Origin of the sequence: Haloactinopolyspora alba (genome assembly GCF_003014555.1) — a bacterium.
In the GTDB taxonomy this organism is placed as follows: domain Bacteria; phylum Actinomycetota; class Actinomycetes; order Jiangellales; family Jiangellaceae; genus Haloactinopolyspora; species Haloactinopolyspora alba.
Genome location: NZ_PYGE01000005.1, coordinates 154,562 through 169,460, shown reverse-complemented (window position 1 = coordinate 169,460; position 14,899 = coordinate 154,562). Strand labels below are relative to the sequence as shown.

The window sequence follows — 14,899 nt, the reverse complement described above, 5'->3', positions numbered from 1 at the left end:
GGGTTTCCACCCGTGCCGCGCGGCACGGGAGTGCAACTGGGGGGTCGTGTGCTGGTCGGATGGACGGCGACGGCCGCTAGCGGGTGCGCACCGTGAACCGCTCGAGGGAGAGCTCCCCGGTCTCGAGCCGCAGGCCCATGGCCGGCGACCATCCGTGCACGACGTCGCGGTCGACGGCGACCGAGAACGGTGCCGTGTGGATCCGCCGCCACCGTCCGTCATGCTCGATCCAGCTGGTCAGGGAACCGTCCTGGATGACGGCGGCGAAACGGTCGCCGGGCTCCCAGGTGACGTCGGCGCAACAGCCGCCGTTGGCCGGCGGGCCGTGGCTGCTCCCACCCGCCCTGATGTCGACTGCCGACGTGCCGTGGTGGTTGTTGTACCAGGCCAGCACACTGTCGCCGTCCCCGCCGGACAGCCCGGCGAAGATGCTGTCCTCCGGCGACGTGCCGGCGAAGCTACGCGGTTCGACGATCACGGCCGTCCCGTGCGGCGACGCGTCCACCGGCGCCGCCAGCACGAACCCCGACCGCCCTTCCGACGTGGCGGTCAGCGCGCCGTCCGCGACCGTCAGCTCCGCGGCCGCCTCACCGAACGGGCGGTCCACCCGGTAGCGGGCGACCCGGTCGTCGGTGAAGTCGTCCACCCATGCGGTCTCCGGGAAGTCGGCGGGGTCGAAGACGGACTCGGTCTCGGCGACAGCGCCGGTGCTTCGCCGCGCCCCTCCCGGCAGCCGCGACTTGGCCATGGCCCGCAGCGGCGCCGTCGACCCGAGCGCCAGGTCGTCCGGCGGCGTCACCTCCCACCGGGTCCGCAGTGTCTCGCCGGCTCGCACCGGAGTCGGCCTGGTCCGCCCCAGGGATGAGACCTCCCAGCCGCGCGGCACCAGCAGCTTCGGCCTCACCACAACCGCGCGGGCCCCGTCGTCGACGGTCACCGTGGTGGCGACCTCGGCGGTCTCGCCCGCCCGCACAGCGAGGACGTCCTCGGCGCCGGTGTCGACACCGACGGTCAGCCGGGGGTCCTCGGCCCGCCACGCCTGCCAGGCGCTGACGCCGACCGCTCCACCGTCCTCGCGGGTCGCGGTCAGCCGAAGCCCGTCGGTGAGCACCGGCTCGTCGAGCAGCACCCGGTTCAGGACGCCACGCCGCGGCGAAGCCGGACTCCGGCGCCCGTCCGGCAGGTCGCGCCAGTCGCCCGCATCCGTCCGGTACTCCAGCCGGTACGCGTCCGGGGTGCGCACGCCGCCGCCGTCGTCGTAGAACGACAGCCGGATGTCCGATACCGGTGTCGGCACGCCCAGGTCGAGCGTGAGCCGGTCCTCGTCGTTCGGGCTCGCGTAGTTCGTCCACCGCGACGACGGTGTGTCGATGTGCAGGTCCTGGCCGTCGATCGCGTTGGCCGCACTGTCGGTGCCGAAGGTGTAGGTGGCGCTCGCCGACGGGTACCCGGTCCCGTCGACGTTGGCGAGATCGTCGACGACCTCGGGCAACGGCTCGTCCGTCCCGGAGGGCACGTCGACGGTCACCGGCGAGAGGTCATCCTGTCGGTGCACCGGCTCGCCGTCCAGCCACACCGACAGGCCCGCGCCCTTCCGGTAGGCCGAGCCGTCCCGGTCCCACAGCACGGTCAGGTTACGGCCGTGGTAGGCGAGGTTCTCGAGGGCGAAATGGTCCCAGTCCCGCGGCGCCAGCGGCGCGATCTCGACGCTGTCACCGGTCCGCGGGCGGACGCCGAGCAGCCCGGACAGCACCAGGTCGTTGAATGTCGAGTGGTTGTAGTCCTCGCTGTGTCCGGCGCTGTCGTAGAGCCAGCGGTCCTCGTCCGGATGGTGCGCCTCGGCCACGTACGGCTCGCCGTCCTTGCGCTGGGTGAGGGCGTACTTGCGCAGCGAGTCGTAGTAGTCGGCACGGTCGACGTGCGGCTGGTCCGGGTAGTCGATCAGCAGGTTGGCCAGGGCCGTCAGCGTCTGGCTCGTCGAGTACGGCCAGCTGGGGCCGTTCCAGCGGCAGCATCCGTCGCTCGCCTCGTGCATGAACCACGGGCTGCGCCGCTCGACCGTCGTCGGGCCGTACGGCGCGGCGAAGCCCTGAGGATCAGTCAGCTGCGACCAGGCGGCGGCGTTCTCCGGCGGCGCCATGTGGAAGTACCACGGGATGAACCCGATCTGCTCGCGGTCGGCCAGCCGGGACCGGTCCGGGTTGTCGTCGCGCATGACGTGCTTGTAGAACTCGTCGGCCGGGTCCCACAGCCACCGCTCCTGGTTCCGCTTCAACTGCCGGGCGCGCTGCTCGTAGCGTTCGGCCGCCGCCGCGTCGCCCTCATCGCCGCGTAGCCGCAGCAGGTGCGCGATCGCCCGCGCGTCGCCGTACTGGTAGGAGTTCAACGTCGGCCGGAACCCCGCACCGCCGTGGTAGGGGTCGTCGCTCTGGTACGAACTCGCCGTGTACTCCATCGCGTCCCACACCGGCGTCTGCCAGTAGAGCCCGACCTCGTCGTCGAACTGCCCGGACCACCCCTTCCACTGCTTCTCCAGCTCGGGTAGCCGGTCGATCGCGTGGTCGAGCCGGCCGTCGACGCGGGCCCGCGCGAGCACGGCGTCGGCGGCCCAGAACGAGTACTGATGCGCCCAGTCGGTGGTGTTCTCGTTCAGGAAGTCCGTCGCGGGCTTGGGGCCGGACCCGGAACCGCGCAGCCAGTAGTCGACGTAGTCGTCGAGATAGCGGTGGTCGCGTAGCCAGCGGCCCTCGCGGATATGGTGCGCCGCCGCGGCGACGATGCCGCCGTTGGGCGCCGAGTACCCGACCGGTCCGAGGAACTCCGACACGATCCAGCCGTCCTCGGGACCGGTGTACTTCAGCGCCTCCTTCACCACCCGCCAGCGGTAGTAGTAGGTGTCCTCGATCTGCTCGTCCGGGAGGTCGACGAACGGGACGTTCGCCTCGTACCAGGCCGGTTCGACGACGTCGCCGAGCAGCGCGCCGTGGTCGAGCACCGAGGTTCCCGCGCCGACCTCCGGGTACGGCCCGGTGCCGGTCCGGGGCGCGGGCTGCGCCGCGTCCGACCCGTGCGGCTGCGCCGCCGCACGCTCGGCGACCGGAGTCGCCGTCGCGGTCAGAGCCGTCATGGCGAGCACGCCGGTGACGGCGAGAACGCCTCGCCCGCGGACAGTACCGACGGCATGGCGGCCACGCCGGTTCTCGAGTGTCATCGTCGCCTCACCTCGACAGTTCGGGTTTCGCCGGTGGTGCGGGCGCGGCGTCGGCCGCACCCGCACCACGTCGGGGTTTCGTCCGTCAGTTCTGGCCGGAGCCGTACAGCGTGCCGACCTCACCGGCGTCCAGGGCCCGGTCGAACAGCCGCACCTGGTCGACCGCACCGTTCAGGAAGTCGACCTGGTTGCCGCCGAACTGTGCGCGGCCGATGACGGTGTTGCCGGTGGCGTCGTCGGCGACGCAGGCGTCGCGCGTGGCCACGCGCTCACCGTCCAGGTAGAGCTCGATCGTCCCGGCGGCCGCGTCACGGACGCCGACCAGGTGGTACCAGCGCCCCGTCTCCGGCTTCTCCGGCGACAACGCACGCAGGCCGGCGAACGAGAACGCGAACCGCTGATCCGCGCCGGAGTACTGCAGGAAGAACCCGCTGGTGCCGTCGCCGTCCTGCGACACGGCGGTCTGGAACCGGCCGCCCGCCTCGTTCAGCTTCACCCACGCGGACACGCTGTAGTTGCCGGTGGTGTCGAGGATGCTCGCGCCGGTGTCGGCGAACTGGCCGTCGCCGTTGAACTCCACCGCGGAACCGTCGACGCCGGTGGTCCAGGACGGGCCGCCGACGAGCGTCGCGTCGTGCTCGCCCACCGCGTCGGCGGTCGTCGTGCCCGAGCCCTCGCTGAACGGGTAGAACGAGATGCCGTCGAGACCGGGTGTGCCCGGGTCGGGATCGGGCACACCCTCACCGGATCCGTCGGCTTCGGCGATGATCTTCTCGTTGATCGCCCGCACCCGGTCGAAGTCCATCTTCTCGACCTTGCGGTCGTAGGTCAGAAGTCCGTTGACCTCGTGCTCGACGTCGGTGATCTGGGTGTAGACCGCCGCCGAGATGCCGCAGGTCTTCGCCGCTTCCAGCACGTCCTGCTGGTTCTCGACGTAGCGCCTGGTCAGCGCCTCCTTGTTCGGCGTCATCTCGTACGCGTGCCCCTCGCCGAACCACATGTGGCCCTCGACCTCGAGGCCGAACCCGCCGTGCTCGCCGTCGACGGCCACCCGGTTCTCGTCCGGCATCGGCGTGGCCGGCCCGACGTAGTCGTGCCAGTCGATCATGTCGCCCTTGCCGGAGTCGCCGAGCGAGTCGCAGCAGTTCACACCGCTGTGCGCGTTGACGAGTCGAGTGGGGTCCATCTCCTTGATCCGCTCGGCGAGCTCACCGGTGCGCTCCTGGCTCCACTCGCCCCAGCCCTCGTTGAACGGCACCCACGCGACCACCGACGTCCAGTGATCGTGCTCCTCGACCATCTCGAACAGCTCGGACTCGAACTGGTCGCGCCACTGGCCCTGGATCGGGTCCGGCCGCGCGGAGGGCATGTCCTGCCACACGAGCAGCCCGAGCCGGTCGGCGTGGTAGAACCACCGATCCGGTTCGACCTTGATGTGCTTGCGGACGGTGTTGAACCCCATCTCCTTGTGCTTCTCGAGATCGAAGCGCAGCGCCTCGTCGGTCGGCGCGGTGTGCAGCCCGTCCGGCCAGTACCCCTGGTCCAGGGTCGACATCTGGAACAGGATCTCGCCGTTGAGCGTCAGCCGCTGCTTGCCGTCCTCACCCTTGGCCATGCCGACCTCGCGCATGCCGAAGTACGACTCCACCCGGTCGACGCGGCGGTTGCCGTCCATCAGGTAGACCTTGAGGTCGTACAGGTGCGGGTTGTCGGGCGACCAGAGCTTCGCGTCCGGGATCTCCAGCTCGAGCTTCTCGTCGGCGGCGCCCGTGGCGCGCGCCACCGGCCGGTGGTCGTCGTACGCGATGGCCTGCACCGACATGCCCTCGGCCGCTGCGGCCTCGACGCCGAGTGTGAGCGTGTCGGTGTCGATGTCCGGCGTCATGTTCAGCCCGGTCACGTGCGCCTCGGGCACCGGCTCCATCCAGACCGTCTGCCAGATGCCGGAGCTGGCCTCGTAGAAGATGCCGCGGTCGGGCACCAGCCGCTGCTTGCCGACCGGCTGCTGCGTGGCGTCGGTCAGGTCCTCGGCCCAGACGATGAGCTCCTGCGGACCGTCGCCGGTCAGCGCGTCGGTGATGTCGACGGAGAACTTGTCGTAGCCGCCGCGGTGCGAGGTCACCTCCTCGCCGTTCACCCAGACCCGCGCGTCGTAGTCCACGGCGCCGAAGTTGAGGATCAGGCGTTCACCCCGGCCGACGTGCCAGTTCGGCGGCACCTCGAAGGTCCGCCGGTACCACATCCGGTCCTCGTGTCGCTGGATCCCGGACAGCGCGGACTCGATCGGGTACGGCACCAGCACCCGTTCGTCCAGCGTCTCGCCGAACGGCGGCTGTTCACCCTCGGCCGCCGCAGCGAACTGCCACACGCCGTTCAGGTTCTCCCAGTCCCGCCGGACGAGCTGCGGCCGCGGGTACTCGGGCAGGGCGTTGTCCGGGCCGACCTCGTCGGTCCACGGCGTCGTCAGCGGCGGCTCGCCCGGCGTCCAGCCGTCGGCCGCCTCCGGGCCGGTGCCGGGCGGGCCCTGCGCGGCGTCGTCGGCCGCGCCCGCCGGGACCGTCATGACGGACACCCCCAGCACGCCTACTGCCGCGAGCGTCAGTCCACGGCGCCATCGGCCACGCGTCGGTGCATCAATCAGCTTCACTGCCGTACCCCTTTCGCGTTGCGCGCCGGGACATCACGGCGCAGAACGGGCATGCGAGTGGGCCTAGTCCATCGTTGTCACCCTCAGATGTCAACCGAATCAAACATGTTCCATCGGAAACACTCAGATCACGATTCGGGCTCGACACGCTACCGTCCATCCCGGTCTCACCTGCGATCTCGGTGCCCATCAGGCACGCCGGGCGCACCTGCGGACGCGGGATCGACGCCGCGATGTATGCTCGACACGCAAGGACCGGACACAATTGAACGCTCGCTACGACGTGGCGCGATCGGTCGTGATCGACCACGCAGACGCGACACACCGCCGACTCCACCCGGCTGAGACAGGGGGCAACGGATGCTGGCAGCCGAACGACAGGGACACATCCTGGACGAAGTGCGCCGGCGAGGGGCCGTCCGGGTGGCCGAACTGGCGGCCCAGTTCGGTGTCTCGGACATGACGATCCGGCGCGATCTCGACGCGCTGGTCGCGCGAGGCGCCCTCGACAAGGTGCACGGCGGCGCCACGTCCAAGCGCACACCGAGCACCGAGGAACCCGGGTTCGAGGTGAAGTGGCTGCGCCAGCAGGACGAGAAGGACGCCATCGCGCGCGCCGCGGCCGATCAGGTCACCCCCGGCTCCGCCGTCGGCGTCTCCGCCGGCACGACCACCTGGACCCTCGCACAACACCTGCGCAACATCCCCGGGCTCACCGTCGTGACGAACTCGATGCGGGTGGCCGACGTGCTGCGCGCCGACGACGACTCGGACCTGAACGTGGTGCTCACCGGCGGCGTCCGCACGCCGTCGGACGCGCTGGTCGGTCCGATCGCCGTGTCGTCGCTGCGCCAGCTGCACCTCGACGTGGTGTTCCTCGGCGTGCACGGCATCGACCCGAGCGCCGGGTTCACCACGCCGAACCTGCTCGAAGCCGACACCGACCGCGCGCTCGTCGCCGCGGGCAAACGGCTCGTGGTCCTCGCCGACCACACCAAGTGGGACACGATCGGCATCAGCACCATCGCCGCGCTGGACGAGGCCGACGTCGTCATCAGCGACGAGGGCCTGCCACCCGAGGCGCACGACGTGCTGAACGAGCACGTCGGCAAGCTCGTCATCGCGCCATCCGAGCCCACCACGACCACCGGGACCGCGGACACGCCATCGTGAAGAAGACCACCGATCACCTCAGCGACGGTCGCGAGATCATCTACTTCGACGCCGACGACGACGGTCGCGACCACCATCCCGACCTGCGGGACCTGCCCCCCGTCAGCACCACCTCCCAGCTGCGCCACGACCCGCTGCTGAACGAGTGGGTCGTCCTGGCCTCGCACCGGCAGGACCGCACCCACCTGCCGCAGGCCGCCCAGTGCCCGCTGTGCCCGTCCCGCGGCGATCGGCGGACCGAGGTCCCGGCGCCGGACTACCGGGTCGTCGTCTTCGAGAACCGCTTCCCCAGCCTGTCCGCCGCGGCCGAGCAACCGAACGACGGCACCGCTCTGGTGCCGCGCGCCCCCGGCCGCGGACGCTGCGAGGTGGTCTGTTTCAGCAGTGACCACGACGGATCGTTCGCCACGCTCAGCCCGGAGCAGGCCCGGCTGGTCGTCGACGCCTGGGCCGACCGGACCGCCGCCCTGTCCGAGCATCCAGCGGTCGAGCAGGTGTTCTGCTTCGAGAACCGGGGCGAGGAGATCGGCGTGACGCTGTCACACCCGCACGGGCAGATCTACGCCTACCCGTTCGTCACACCGCGCACCGCGACCATGCTCGACTCGGCGCGTCGCCACCACGACCGCACCGGGCGGAACCTGTTCGCCGACGTGCTCGCGGAGGAACGCGCCGCAGGCGAACGCGTCGTCGCGTCGTCGGCGCACTGGACGGCCTTCGTCCCGGCGTTCGCGCGCTGGCCGGTCGAGGTGCACCTGTATCCGCACCGGCAGGTCACCAGCATCCCCGAGCTCGACGACCACGAGCGCGACGACTTCGCCCGGCTCTACCTCGACGTGCTGCGCCGGTTCGACCGGCTGTACGACCGGCCGCTGCCCTACGTCGCGGCGTGGCACCAGGCTCCGGTCAGCACCGGGCACGACCTCGCGTACCTGCACCTGCAGCTGTCGTCGACCAAGCGCGCGCCGGCCAAGCTGAAGTACCTGGCCGGCTCCGAGTCGGGCATGGGCGCGTTCGTCACGGACGTGCTGCCCGAGGACGTGGCCGCCCGGTTGCGCGCGGCCGGCACCGAACCCACCGAGGAGGAGTCGTGAAACTTCTGGTCACCGGTGGGGCCGGGTACATCGGCTCGGTCGTCGCGGCGCGGCTGCTGACCGCCGGGCACACCGTCGTCGTCCTCGACGACCTCTCCACCGGCCACCGGGACGCCGTGCCGGACGGCGCCGGGTTCGTCCACGCCGGCATCGCCGACGCCACTGACCTGCTCGACGCGTCGTTCGACGCCGTCCTGCACTTCGCCGCGAAATCGCTGGTCGGCGAGTCGGTGGCGGAGCCGGAGCGGTACTGGTGGAACAACGTCGCCGGCACGCTGCGCCTGGTCGAGGCGATGACGGCCGCGCGGGTGCGGCGGCTGGTGTTCTCGTCCACGGCGGCGGCCTACGGCCGGCCGGATCGCACGCCGATCACCGAGGACGCGCCGGCGGCGCCGATCAACCCGTACGGGCACAGCAAGCTCGCCGTCGACCACCTGCTCGCGGGCACGGCCTCGGCTCGCGGGTTGGCCGCGATGAGCCTGCGGTACTTCAACGTCGCCGGCGCCGTCGGCCGGCACGGCGAGCGGCACGACCCGGAGACGCACCTGATCCCGAACATCCTCGACGTTCCGGCCGGTCACCGCGACGCGGTGGACGTCTTCGGTACCGACTACCCCACCCGCGACGGCACCGCGGTCCGCGACTACCTGCACGTCGACGACCTCGCCCGGGCACACGAGCTGGCGCTCGACGCCACCGGCTCGGCCGAGTCCGTCGGCACGCACGGCTCGCACAGGATCTACAACCTCGGCACCGGCACCGGCTACACCGTGCGCGAGGTCGTCGAGTCCGTGCGGCGCGTCACCGGCCACCCGGTCCCGACACGCGAGCGCGACCGCCGCGCCGGCGACCCGCCGGTGCTCGTCGCCTCGGCCGAGCGCATCGGCACCGAGCTCGGCTGGCACCCGCAACACGACCTGGACCGCATCGTCGCCGACGCCTGGCGGTTCACGACCACACACCCGGAGACGATCACCCGATGAACACGGTCACCGGTTCCGCTCCCGGCCGGGTCAACCTGATCGGCGAGCACACCGACTACAACGGCGGGTTCGCGCTGCCGCTGGCCCTGCCGCACCGTACCCGCGCCCGGGTGCAACCGCGCGCCGACGGCGTCGTCACCGCCTCGTCGTCCGCTCCGGGATCGTCGACCGTCACGTTCGACCGGGCCACCCAGCCCGGTGACGTCGACGGCTGGGCCGCCTACGTCGCCGGCGTCTTCTGGTCGCTGCGCGAGAGCGGGCACGAGGTGCCCGGCGCCGACGTCGTCGTCGACAGCGACGTGCCCCGCGGAGCGGGCCTGTCGTCGTCCGCGGCGCTCGAGTGCGCGGTGCTGGTGGCCCTCGACCGGGTCGCCGGTCTGGGCCTCGACCGGACCGGCATGGCGCTGATCGCGCAGCGGGCCGAGAACGACTACGTCGGCGCGCCCACCGGAGCCATGGACCAGATGGCCGCGATGCACGGCGGGGACGGGCAGGTGGTCCTCTTCGACGCCCGCGCCGTCAGCGCTCAGCCGATCCCCTGCGACCTCGACGCGGCCGGGCTCGCCCTGCTGATCATCGACACTCGCGCCGCACACAGCCACGCCGACGGCGAGTACGGCGCGCGGCGCGCCTCCTGCGAGGAAGCCGCGGCCCAGCTGGGCGTGTCCACGCTGCGTGCGCTGCAGGAACAGCAGGTCGACGCGGTCGTGGACCGGCTCGGCGACGACGTGCTCCGGCGGCGGGTCCGGCACATCCTGACCGAGAACGCGCGGGTACTGCGCACCGTCGACCTGCTGCGCGCCGGCAAGGTGCCCGACATCGCGCCGCTGCTCACCGAGTCGCACGCATCCATGCGCGACGACTACGAGATCAGCGCCCCGGAGGTGGACGTGGCCGTCGAGGCCGCGATGCAGGCCGGCGCCCTCGGCGCCCGGATGACCGGCGGCGGCTTCGGCGGCTCGGTCATCGCCCTGGTGGACCGCGAACGCAGCGACGCGGTGGCCGAAGGCGCCCGCACCGCGTTCGAGCGGAACGGGTTCACCGAACCGCACACGTTCGTCGTCGTCCCGGCCGTCGGCGCCGGTGTTCAGGAGGACCAGTGAGCCCCAGCGGCAGCCAGCTCGAACTGCACCACGGTGACTACACCGCCGTCGTCACGGAGGTCGGCGCGACGCTGCGTGAACTGCGGGTCGAGACCCGGCCGCTGGTCGTCGGCTTCGGGCCGGACGAGATCCGGCCGGCGCATCGAGGTGCCGTGCTCGCCCCGTGGCCCAACCGGATCGCCGACGGTCGGTACTCGTTCGGCGGCGTCTCGCGCCAGCTTCCCGTCACCGAGCCGGCCCGCGGCAACGCGCTGCACGGCCTGGTCACGTGGGTGCGCTGGCAGGTCGTCGAGCACGAGGCCGGCCACGCGGTGCTGCGGCACCGGCTCGTCCCCCAGCCCGGCTACCCGCACCCGCTGGAGCTGACGGTGCGCTACCGGCTCGACGACGACGGGCTGCACTGGAGCGTCGAGGCGAGCAACACCGGGGACAGCGCGGCACCGTACGGCTGCGCGCCGCATCCGTATCTGGTGGCAGGCGACGGCCGGGTCGACGACTGGACGCTGGAGCTGCCCGCGTCGGAGTACCTGGAGGTGACCCCCGACCGGCTGCTACCCGTGGAACGGGCGTCGGTCGACGGGACGGCACTGGACTTCCGCGACGGACGACGGGTCGGCGACACGTTCGTCGATCACGCGTTCACGGCGCTGGGCCACGACCCGGACGGACGCAGCCGCGCCCGGCTGCGTGACGGCACCGGACAAGGCGTCGAGATGTCCTGGGACGCGACGCGGTGCCCGTGGATCCAGATCCACACCGGCGACCGGCCCGGCGAGGCCGCCCACCGGGCCGGGATGGCCGTCGAGCCGATGACCTGCCCGCCGGACGCGTTCAACTCCGGCACCGACGTGGTCGCCCTCGCACCCGGCGCCTCGCACCAGGCCACCTGGACCATTTCCGCCCTCTCGCCGTCCTCGCACTGACGGTCACCGCGGTTCGACGAGGCTCGCACCCGGACGCATCGCCCCAGGTCGGCACGGAGTTCCGTGCGCTGACAGTCGTATGCGCGAATTCCGGACGAATGGCCGCCTCCTAGGGCCGCTATCCGTCCGGAATTCGCGCATACGACTGTGAGAGCCTCTCGGCTACCTCCGTGCGCACAACCCACTCGGGCGCAGAGGGCGGGGCGGATGCAGAGGGCAACCGCACGTTGTCCACAGAACTCGCTCTCCACCTCCCGCACCAGCAGCGCATCACGCATCGTGTCGGCATGCCCGCACGGTTACGCTCCCTGCCCCGCGACATCACCGAACTGCTCCATCGCGAACACGGCGTGGTCGACATCGCCACGGCCGCTGCAGCCGGGGTGGGCGAACGACGCCTACGGCGGATGCACCAGGCTGGCCTCCTGAATCGGGTCGCACCGGGGTGTTATGCCTCGGCCGAGGCCTACCGCACAGCGACGCCGTGGGAGCGACACCTGATGCGGGCGCGGGCGTTCGCCGCCAGCCGTGGACCTTTGATCTTCCTCACTGGTTGGTCGGCCGTGGTCGTGTGGGAAATGCCGACTATCGGGAGACCACCGCAGGTTCCGCAGGCGGTGAGGAGTACGGCCACCGGATGCACCGGCCGGCGCACTGCCCAGGGAGTAATACGATCCGTATACATTCCGTTCGGTCAGGCGCGGCGGGTCGGGCGGGTGGGGGTGATGAGCCGGGAGTGGGCCGTGGCCGAGGTCGCCAGGACCGGTCCGATCCCGCACGCTCTGGTTGTCGCCGACGCTGCCGCTAGCACCGGCGCGGACCTCCACGAGGGTGCCGCGCACATGTCCGGCTGGGTAGGCGTCCATCGGGCGCGGTGGGTCGCCGCGCACGCCGACCCGCTGGCGGAGTCGCCCATCGAGACCCTCGGCCGGTTCACCTGCATCGAGTTCGACCTGCCGATGCCGGTCTCCAACGCCTGGGTCGGCGCCGAGCGCCCCGAGTTCCGGGTCGACGGGCTGTGGCCCCACCACGGGGTGGCCAGCGAGGCCGACGGCGCGATCAAGTACGACAACCGCCCGGATGCGTCCCAGATCGTCGCCCGCCAGAGCGAACGGGAATGGCGCCTACGCAGGCTCGGACTCGACCTCGCCCGTTACGACTGGGACCTCGCCAGCCGCGACCGGGCAGAACTCGCCCGCCGGTTCACGGCCCTGCTACGCGACAACCCACCACGCCACGAGCCGATCCGGTGGTGGAAGCACGACCCCGACACCGGCCCCGTCGAGCCGCAACCACACGACTGGCCCTCCCCGCGACCGGCATCGATCGTCCTTCCCGCCGGTTGGGACCGCTGACCCCGCTTCGACGCGCTCATGACCATCGGCTGACAGCTCACGACCTGGGGCTGTCGCCGTCACGCCCGAGCGATCCACGTGGTGAACGCCTGGCCCATCCGGAAGCCCAAGCGTTCGTACATGCCGCGTGCAGTGTCGTTGTCGGAATACATGCCCAGCGTGACTGCGGGCGCGCCAGCGTCGAAGCCGACGCGCATCACACGCGCCGTCACATCCGCGCCGACCCCGCGGCCACGCAGGTCGGGGCGTACGGCGATCGCCCGCAGGTTCGGAACCTCCGACGAGCGCTCGGACTCTGCGGCGCAGGCGACGAGCGCGCCCGCTGTATCCCGTACGCCGTACCAGGAATCCACTGTCGGGTCGCCAGGCAGAGCCGACGTCGCGGGCGACGAGGCCCGTAGGAGTTCGGTGAGCTCGTCCGCAACGGCTACGTCGTCGGTATCCAGCTGTTCGACAGCTGCTTCGCCCGGCCGGTGCGCCGGTACCTCGGTGGTCCAGAACCATTCCCACTCGTGCCGCGGTACGAACCGTTCGCGGCCCGGACCGGCCGCCCCACGCGGCACCACCACCATGTCGAGCGCGACATCGTCGCCGGTGTTCACGACAGTCAGCGCGGTCGACGTCAGCCGCTCCGCGTCCTCATGGTCGCCGAACACCATGAGGATGCGCCCGAACCTGCCGCCGGCGGTGAAGCACGCGGCTCGGCCCAGACCCCAGGCCTGCTGGAACCGCCTCGCCGAATGGTTCCACCGGGCCACCGGGTGGCCGTCGGTGAAAGCCACCAGTGCATCGTGGTCGTGGAGTTCGATCAACGACGTCGACAGCACCGAAACAGACTAACGCCGGCGCGGGTGAGGCTCACGGGTGGGCCGTGACAGCCTGATGCTCATGGACTTCGTGATTCGACCGTACGAAGCGAGCGACCGTGACGTCGTCCTCCGGTTCACGCCAAGGATCTCGGAGGGAGTCGCGCCGTGGCTGGACCACGACGACGTCGTCGGTGCGTTTGTCGGCTTCGCGGAACATGACGTCGACCGGCCGGCTTCCGACGAAGCGGTCGTGTTGGTGGCCGAGTCCTCCCAGGGCGATGTCGCCGGATTCGCAACTGCTCAGGTGCAGTCCACTGGACCGGGCAGCGTCAGGTCTACGTCGGGCTGGTTGCGGTAACCGAGCAGGAGGAGGGCAGAGGTATCGGGCGTGCCCTCGTCGAGCGGTTGAAGGCCTGGTCCCGGGACCGTGGCGCACACCGGATCATGCTGGACACCGGTGTCGCCAACCACCGGGCACGTTCCTTCTACGCTCGGCTGGGCTTCGAGGAGGAGTCCGTTCGGCTTTCCTCGAGTGTTTGACAAGGTTCTGCGACCTGTCCCTCCCCCGGGGCGTGCGCCCGCGCGGTTCGTCGGTTAGCCTCGCCTAAATAAGGTGAAGCAATCTTTCCGACAGGGATATCGATGACCGTCACGACCGAACACGCGGGCCAGACCACCCCGGCCACCCCCTGGCGACCGTTCCGGGTGACCGTGGCTGGGACTCACACGCTCAGTCCGTCGTTCGTGCGCATCACGTTCACCGGCGACGACCTGCACGAGTTCGGACACGACGGCCCGGACCAGCGGGTCAAGCTCTACCTGTCCCGGGACGGCCGCCACGTACCCGAGCTGTCGCCCACCGAGTGGTACCGGGAGTACCGCGCCGCCGACCCGGAGACCCGCGGGTTCCTGCGCACGTACACCATCCGTGCGGTCCGGCCGGACCGGCGCGAAGTCGACATCGACTTCGCGCTGCACGGCGACCACGGTCCCGCGTCGGCCTGGGCGTCGCGCGCCGCGGTAGGCGACGAGGTGGCGCTGATCGGGCCCAACCGTGCCTACGGCACCGACTGCCAGGGGCACGAGTGGAACCCGCCCGTCGACGCGCGCGACGTGCTCGTCGCCGGCGACGAGACCGCCCTGCCTGCCGTCGCCGGCATCCTCGAGTCGCTGCGCGACTCGCCGGCCTGCCCGCGGCGGGTCCGTGTCCTGCTGGAGGTTCCCGACGACGGCGACGTCCTCGACCTGCCGGCGCCGGAGCACGCCGAGGTGACCTGGCTGTGCCGGCGCCGCCCCGACGGATCGGCCGCGGCCAACGGTGCCCTGCTGGTCGACGCGGTGCTCGCCTCCGACTTCGGGACCGGCCCACATGCGGCGTCGGCCGACGCCAGCGCCGTCGACACGGTGGACATCGACCTCGAGGTGCTGTGGGAGGTCGCCGCCGGAGCCGGCAGCCCGGTGTACGCGTGGGTCGCGGGTGAGGCCGGCGCGGTCAAGACGATCCGGCGGCACCTCGTGGGCGATCGCGGCATCGACAAGGGCGCCGTCACGTTCATGGGTTACTGGCGTACCGGCCGCGCTGAGTGCTGACGCGGCGCTGC

12 protein-coding genes and 1 pseudogene are annotated in these 14,899 nt (G+C 71.3%); 10 read left to right on the top strand and 3 right to left on the bottom strand.

Features of this window, described 5'->3' with window-relative positions; genetic code table 11:
* Nucleotides 1–76 precede the first annotated feature (76 nt).
* A complete protein-coding gene (locus CLV30_RS09120) occupies nucleotides 77–3,211 on the bottom strand; it encodes an MGH1-like glycoside hydrolase domain-containing protein (protein ID WP_205740814.1) in 3,135 nt (1,044 codons plus the stop codon).
* A gap of 85 nt (nucleotides 3,212–3,296) precedes the next feature.
* Nucleotides 3,297–5,774: a LamG-like jellyroll fold domain-containing protein gene (locus tag CLV30_RS09115; RefSeq protein ID WP_106537023.1), complete on the bottom strand. Its 2,478-nt coding sequence runs from the start codon at nucleotides 5,772–5,774 to the stop codon at nucleotides 3,297–3,299.
* A 444-nt stretch (nucleotides 5,775–6,218) separates the two neighbouring features.
* Between CLV30_RS09115 and CLV30_RS09110 the strand changes: the two genes are divergently transcribed.
* The 7 genes and pseudogenes from CLV30_RS09110 to CLV30_RS27265 all read left to right on the top strand — a co-directional run bounded on the left by CLV30_RS09110 (nucleotide 6,219) and on the right by CLV30_RS27265 (nucleotide 12,489).
* Complete coding sequence (locus CLV30_RS09110; RefSeq protein WP_106536889.1) at nucleotides 6,219–7,031, top strand: DeoR/GlpR family DNA-binding transcription regulator; 813 nt, start codon at nucleotides 6,219–6,221, stop codon at nucleotides 7,029–7,031.
* The gene (galT, locus tag CLV30_RS09105) at nucleotides 7,028–8,125 is read left to right on the top strand and encodes a galactose-1-phosphate uridylyltransferase (RefSeq protein WP_106536888.1); all 1,098 of its coding nucleotides are present in this window, start codon (nucleotides 7,028–7,030) and stop codon (nucleotides 8,123–8,125) included. Before CLV30_RS09110 ends, galT begins: the two co-directional genes overlap by 4 nt.
* On the top strand, nucleotides 8,122–9,108 hold the full coding sequence (galE, locus tag CLV30_RS09100) for a UDP-glucose 4-epimerase GalE (RefSeq protein ID WP_106536887.1): 987 nt from the start codon (nucleotides 8,122–8,124) through the stop codon (nucleotides 9,106–9,108). The genes galT and galE overlap by 4 nt, the downstream gene beginning before the upstream one ends.
* Nucleotides 9,105–10,211: a galactokinase gene (gene galK, locus CLV30_RS09095; RefSeq protein WP_106536886.1), complete on the top strand. Its 1,107-nt coding sequence runs from the start codon at nucleotides 9,105–9,107 to the stop codon at nucleotides 10,209–10,211. Before galE ends, galK begins: the two co-directional genes overlap by 4 nt.
* Nucleotides 10,208–11,134: an aldose 1-epimerase family protein gene (locus CLV30_RS09090; protein ID WP_106536885.1), complete on the top strand. Its 927-nt coding sequence runs from the start codon at nucleotides 10,208–10,210 to the stop codon at nucleotides 11,132–11,134. Before galK ends, CLV30_RS09090 begins: the two co-directional genes overlap by 4 nt.
* 287 nt (nucleotides 11,135–11,421) lie before the next feature.
* Nucleotides 11,422–11,580, top strand: a pseudogene (locus CLV30_RS27815) (type IV toxin-antitoxin system AbiEi family antitoxin domain-containing protein); the annotation flags it as partial.
* A 279-nt stretch (nucleotides 11,581–11,859) separates the two neighbouring features.
* Nucleotides 11,860–12,489 (top strand): hypothetical protein, encoded by a 630-nt coding sequence (locus CLV30_RS27265; RefSeq protein WP_240723301.1) that lies wholly within the window; start codon nucleotides 11,860–11,862, stop codon nucleotides 12,487–12,489.
* 59 nt (nucleotides 12,490–12,548) lie between these two features.
* Here CLV30_RS27265 and CLV30_RS09080 read toward each other — a convergent pair whose 3' ends face one another.
* Nucleotides 12,549–13,271 (bottom strand): GNAT family N-acetyltransferase, encoded by a 723-nt coding sequence (locus CLV30_RS09080; RefSeq protein ID WP_129711003.1) that lies wholly within the window; start codon nucleotides 13,269–13,271, stop codon nucleotides 12,549–12,551.
* An 82-nt stretch (nucleotides 13,272–13,353) separates the two neighbouring features.
* On the opposite strand from CLV30_RS09080, the gene CLV30_RS09075 reads away from it, so the two are divergent.
* The 3 genes from CLV30_RS09075 to CLV30_RS09065 all read left to right on the top strand — a co-directional run bounded on the left by CLV30_RS09075 (nucleotide 13,354) and on the right by CLV30_RS09065 (nucleotide 14,888).
* Nucleotides 13,354–13,656 carry a GNAT family N-acetyltransferase gene (locus CLV30_RS09075; RefSeq protein ID WP_106536882.1) on the top strand — a complete coding sequence of 101 codons (303 nt, stop codon included), beginning with the start codon at nucleotides 13,354–13,356 and terminating at the stop codon, nucleotides 13,654–13,656.
* The gene (locus CLV30_RS27810) at nucleotides 13,587–13,838 is read left to right on the top strand and encodes a GNAT family N-acetyltransferase (protein ID WP_106536881.1); all 252 of its coding nucleotides are present in this window, start codon (nucleotides 13,587–13,589) and stop codon (nucleotides 13,836–13,838) included. Before CLV30_RS09075 ends, CLV30_RS27810 begins: the two co-directional genes overlap by 70 nt.
* Nucleotides 13,839–13,940: 102 nt before the next feature.
* Nucleotides 13,941–14,888, top strand: coding sequence for a siderophore-interacting protein (locus tag CLV30_RS09065; protein ID WP_106536880.1), 948 nt, complete (start codon nucleotides 13,941–13,943; stop codon nucleotides 14,886–14,888).
* Nucleotides 14,889–14,899 lie beyond the last annotated feature (11 nt).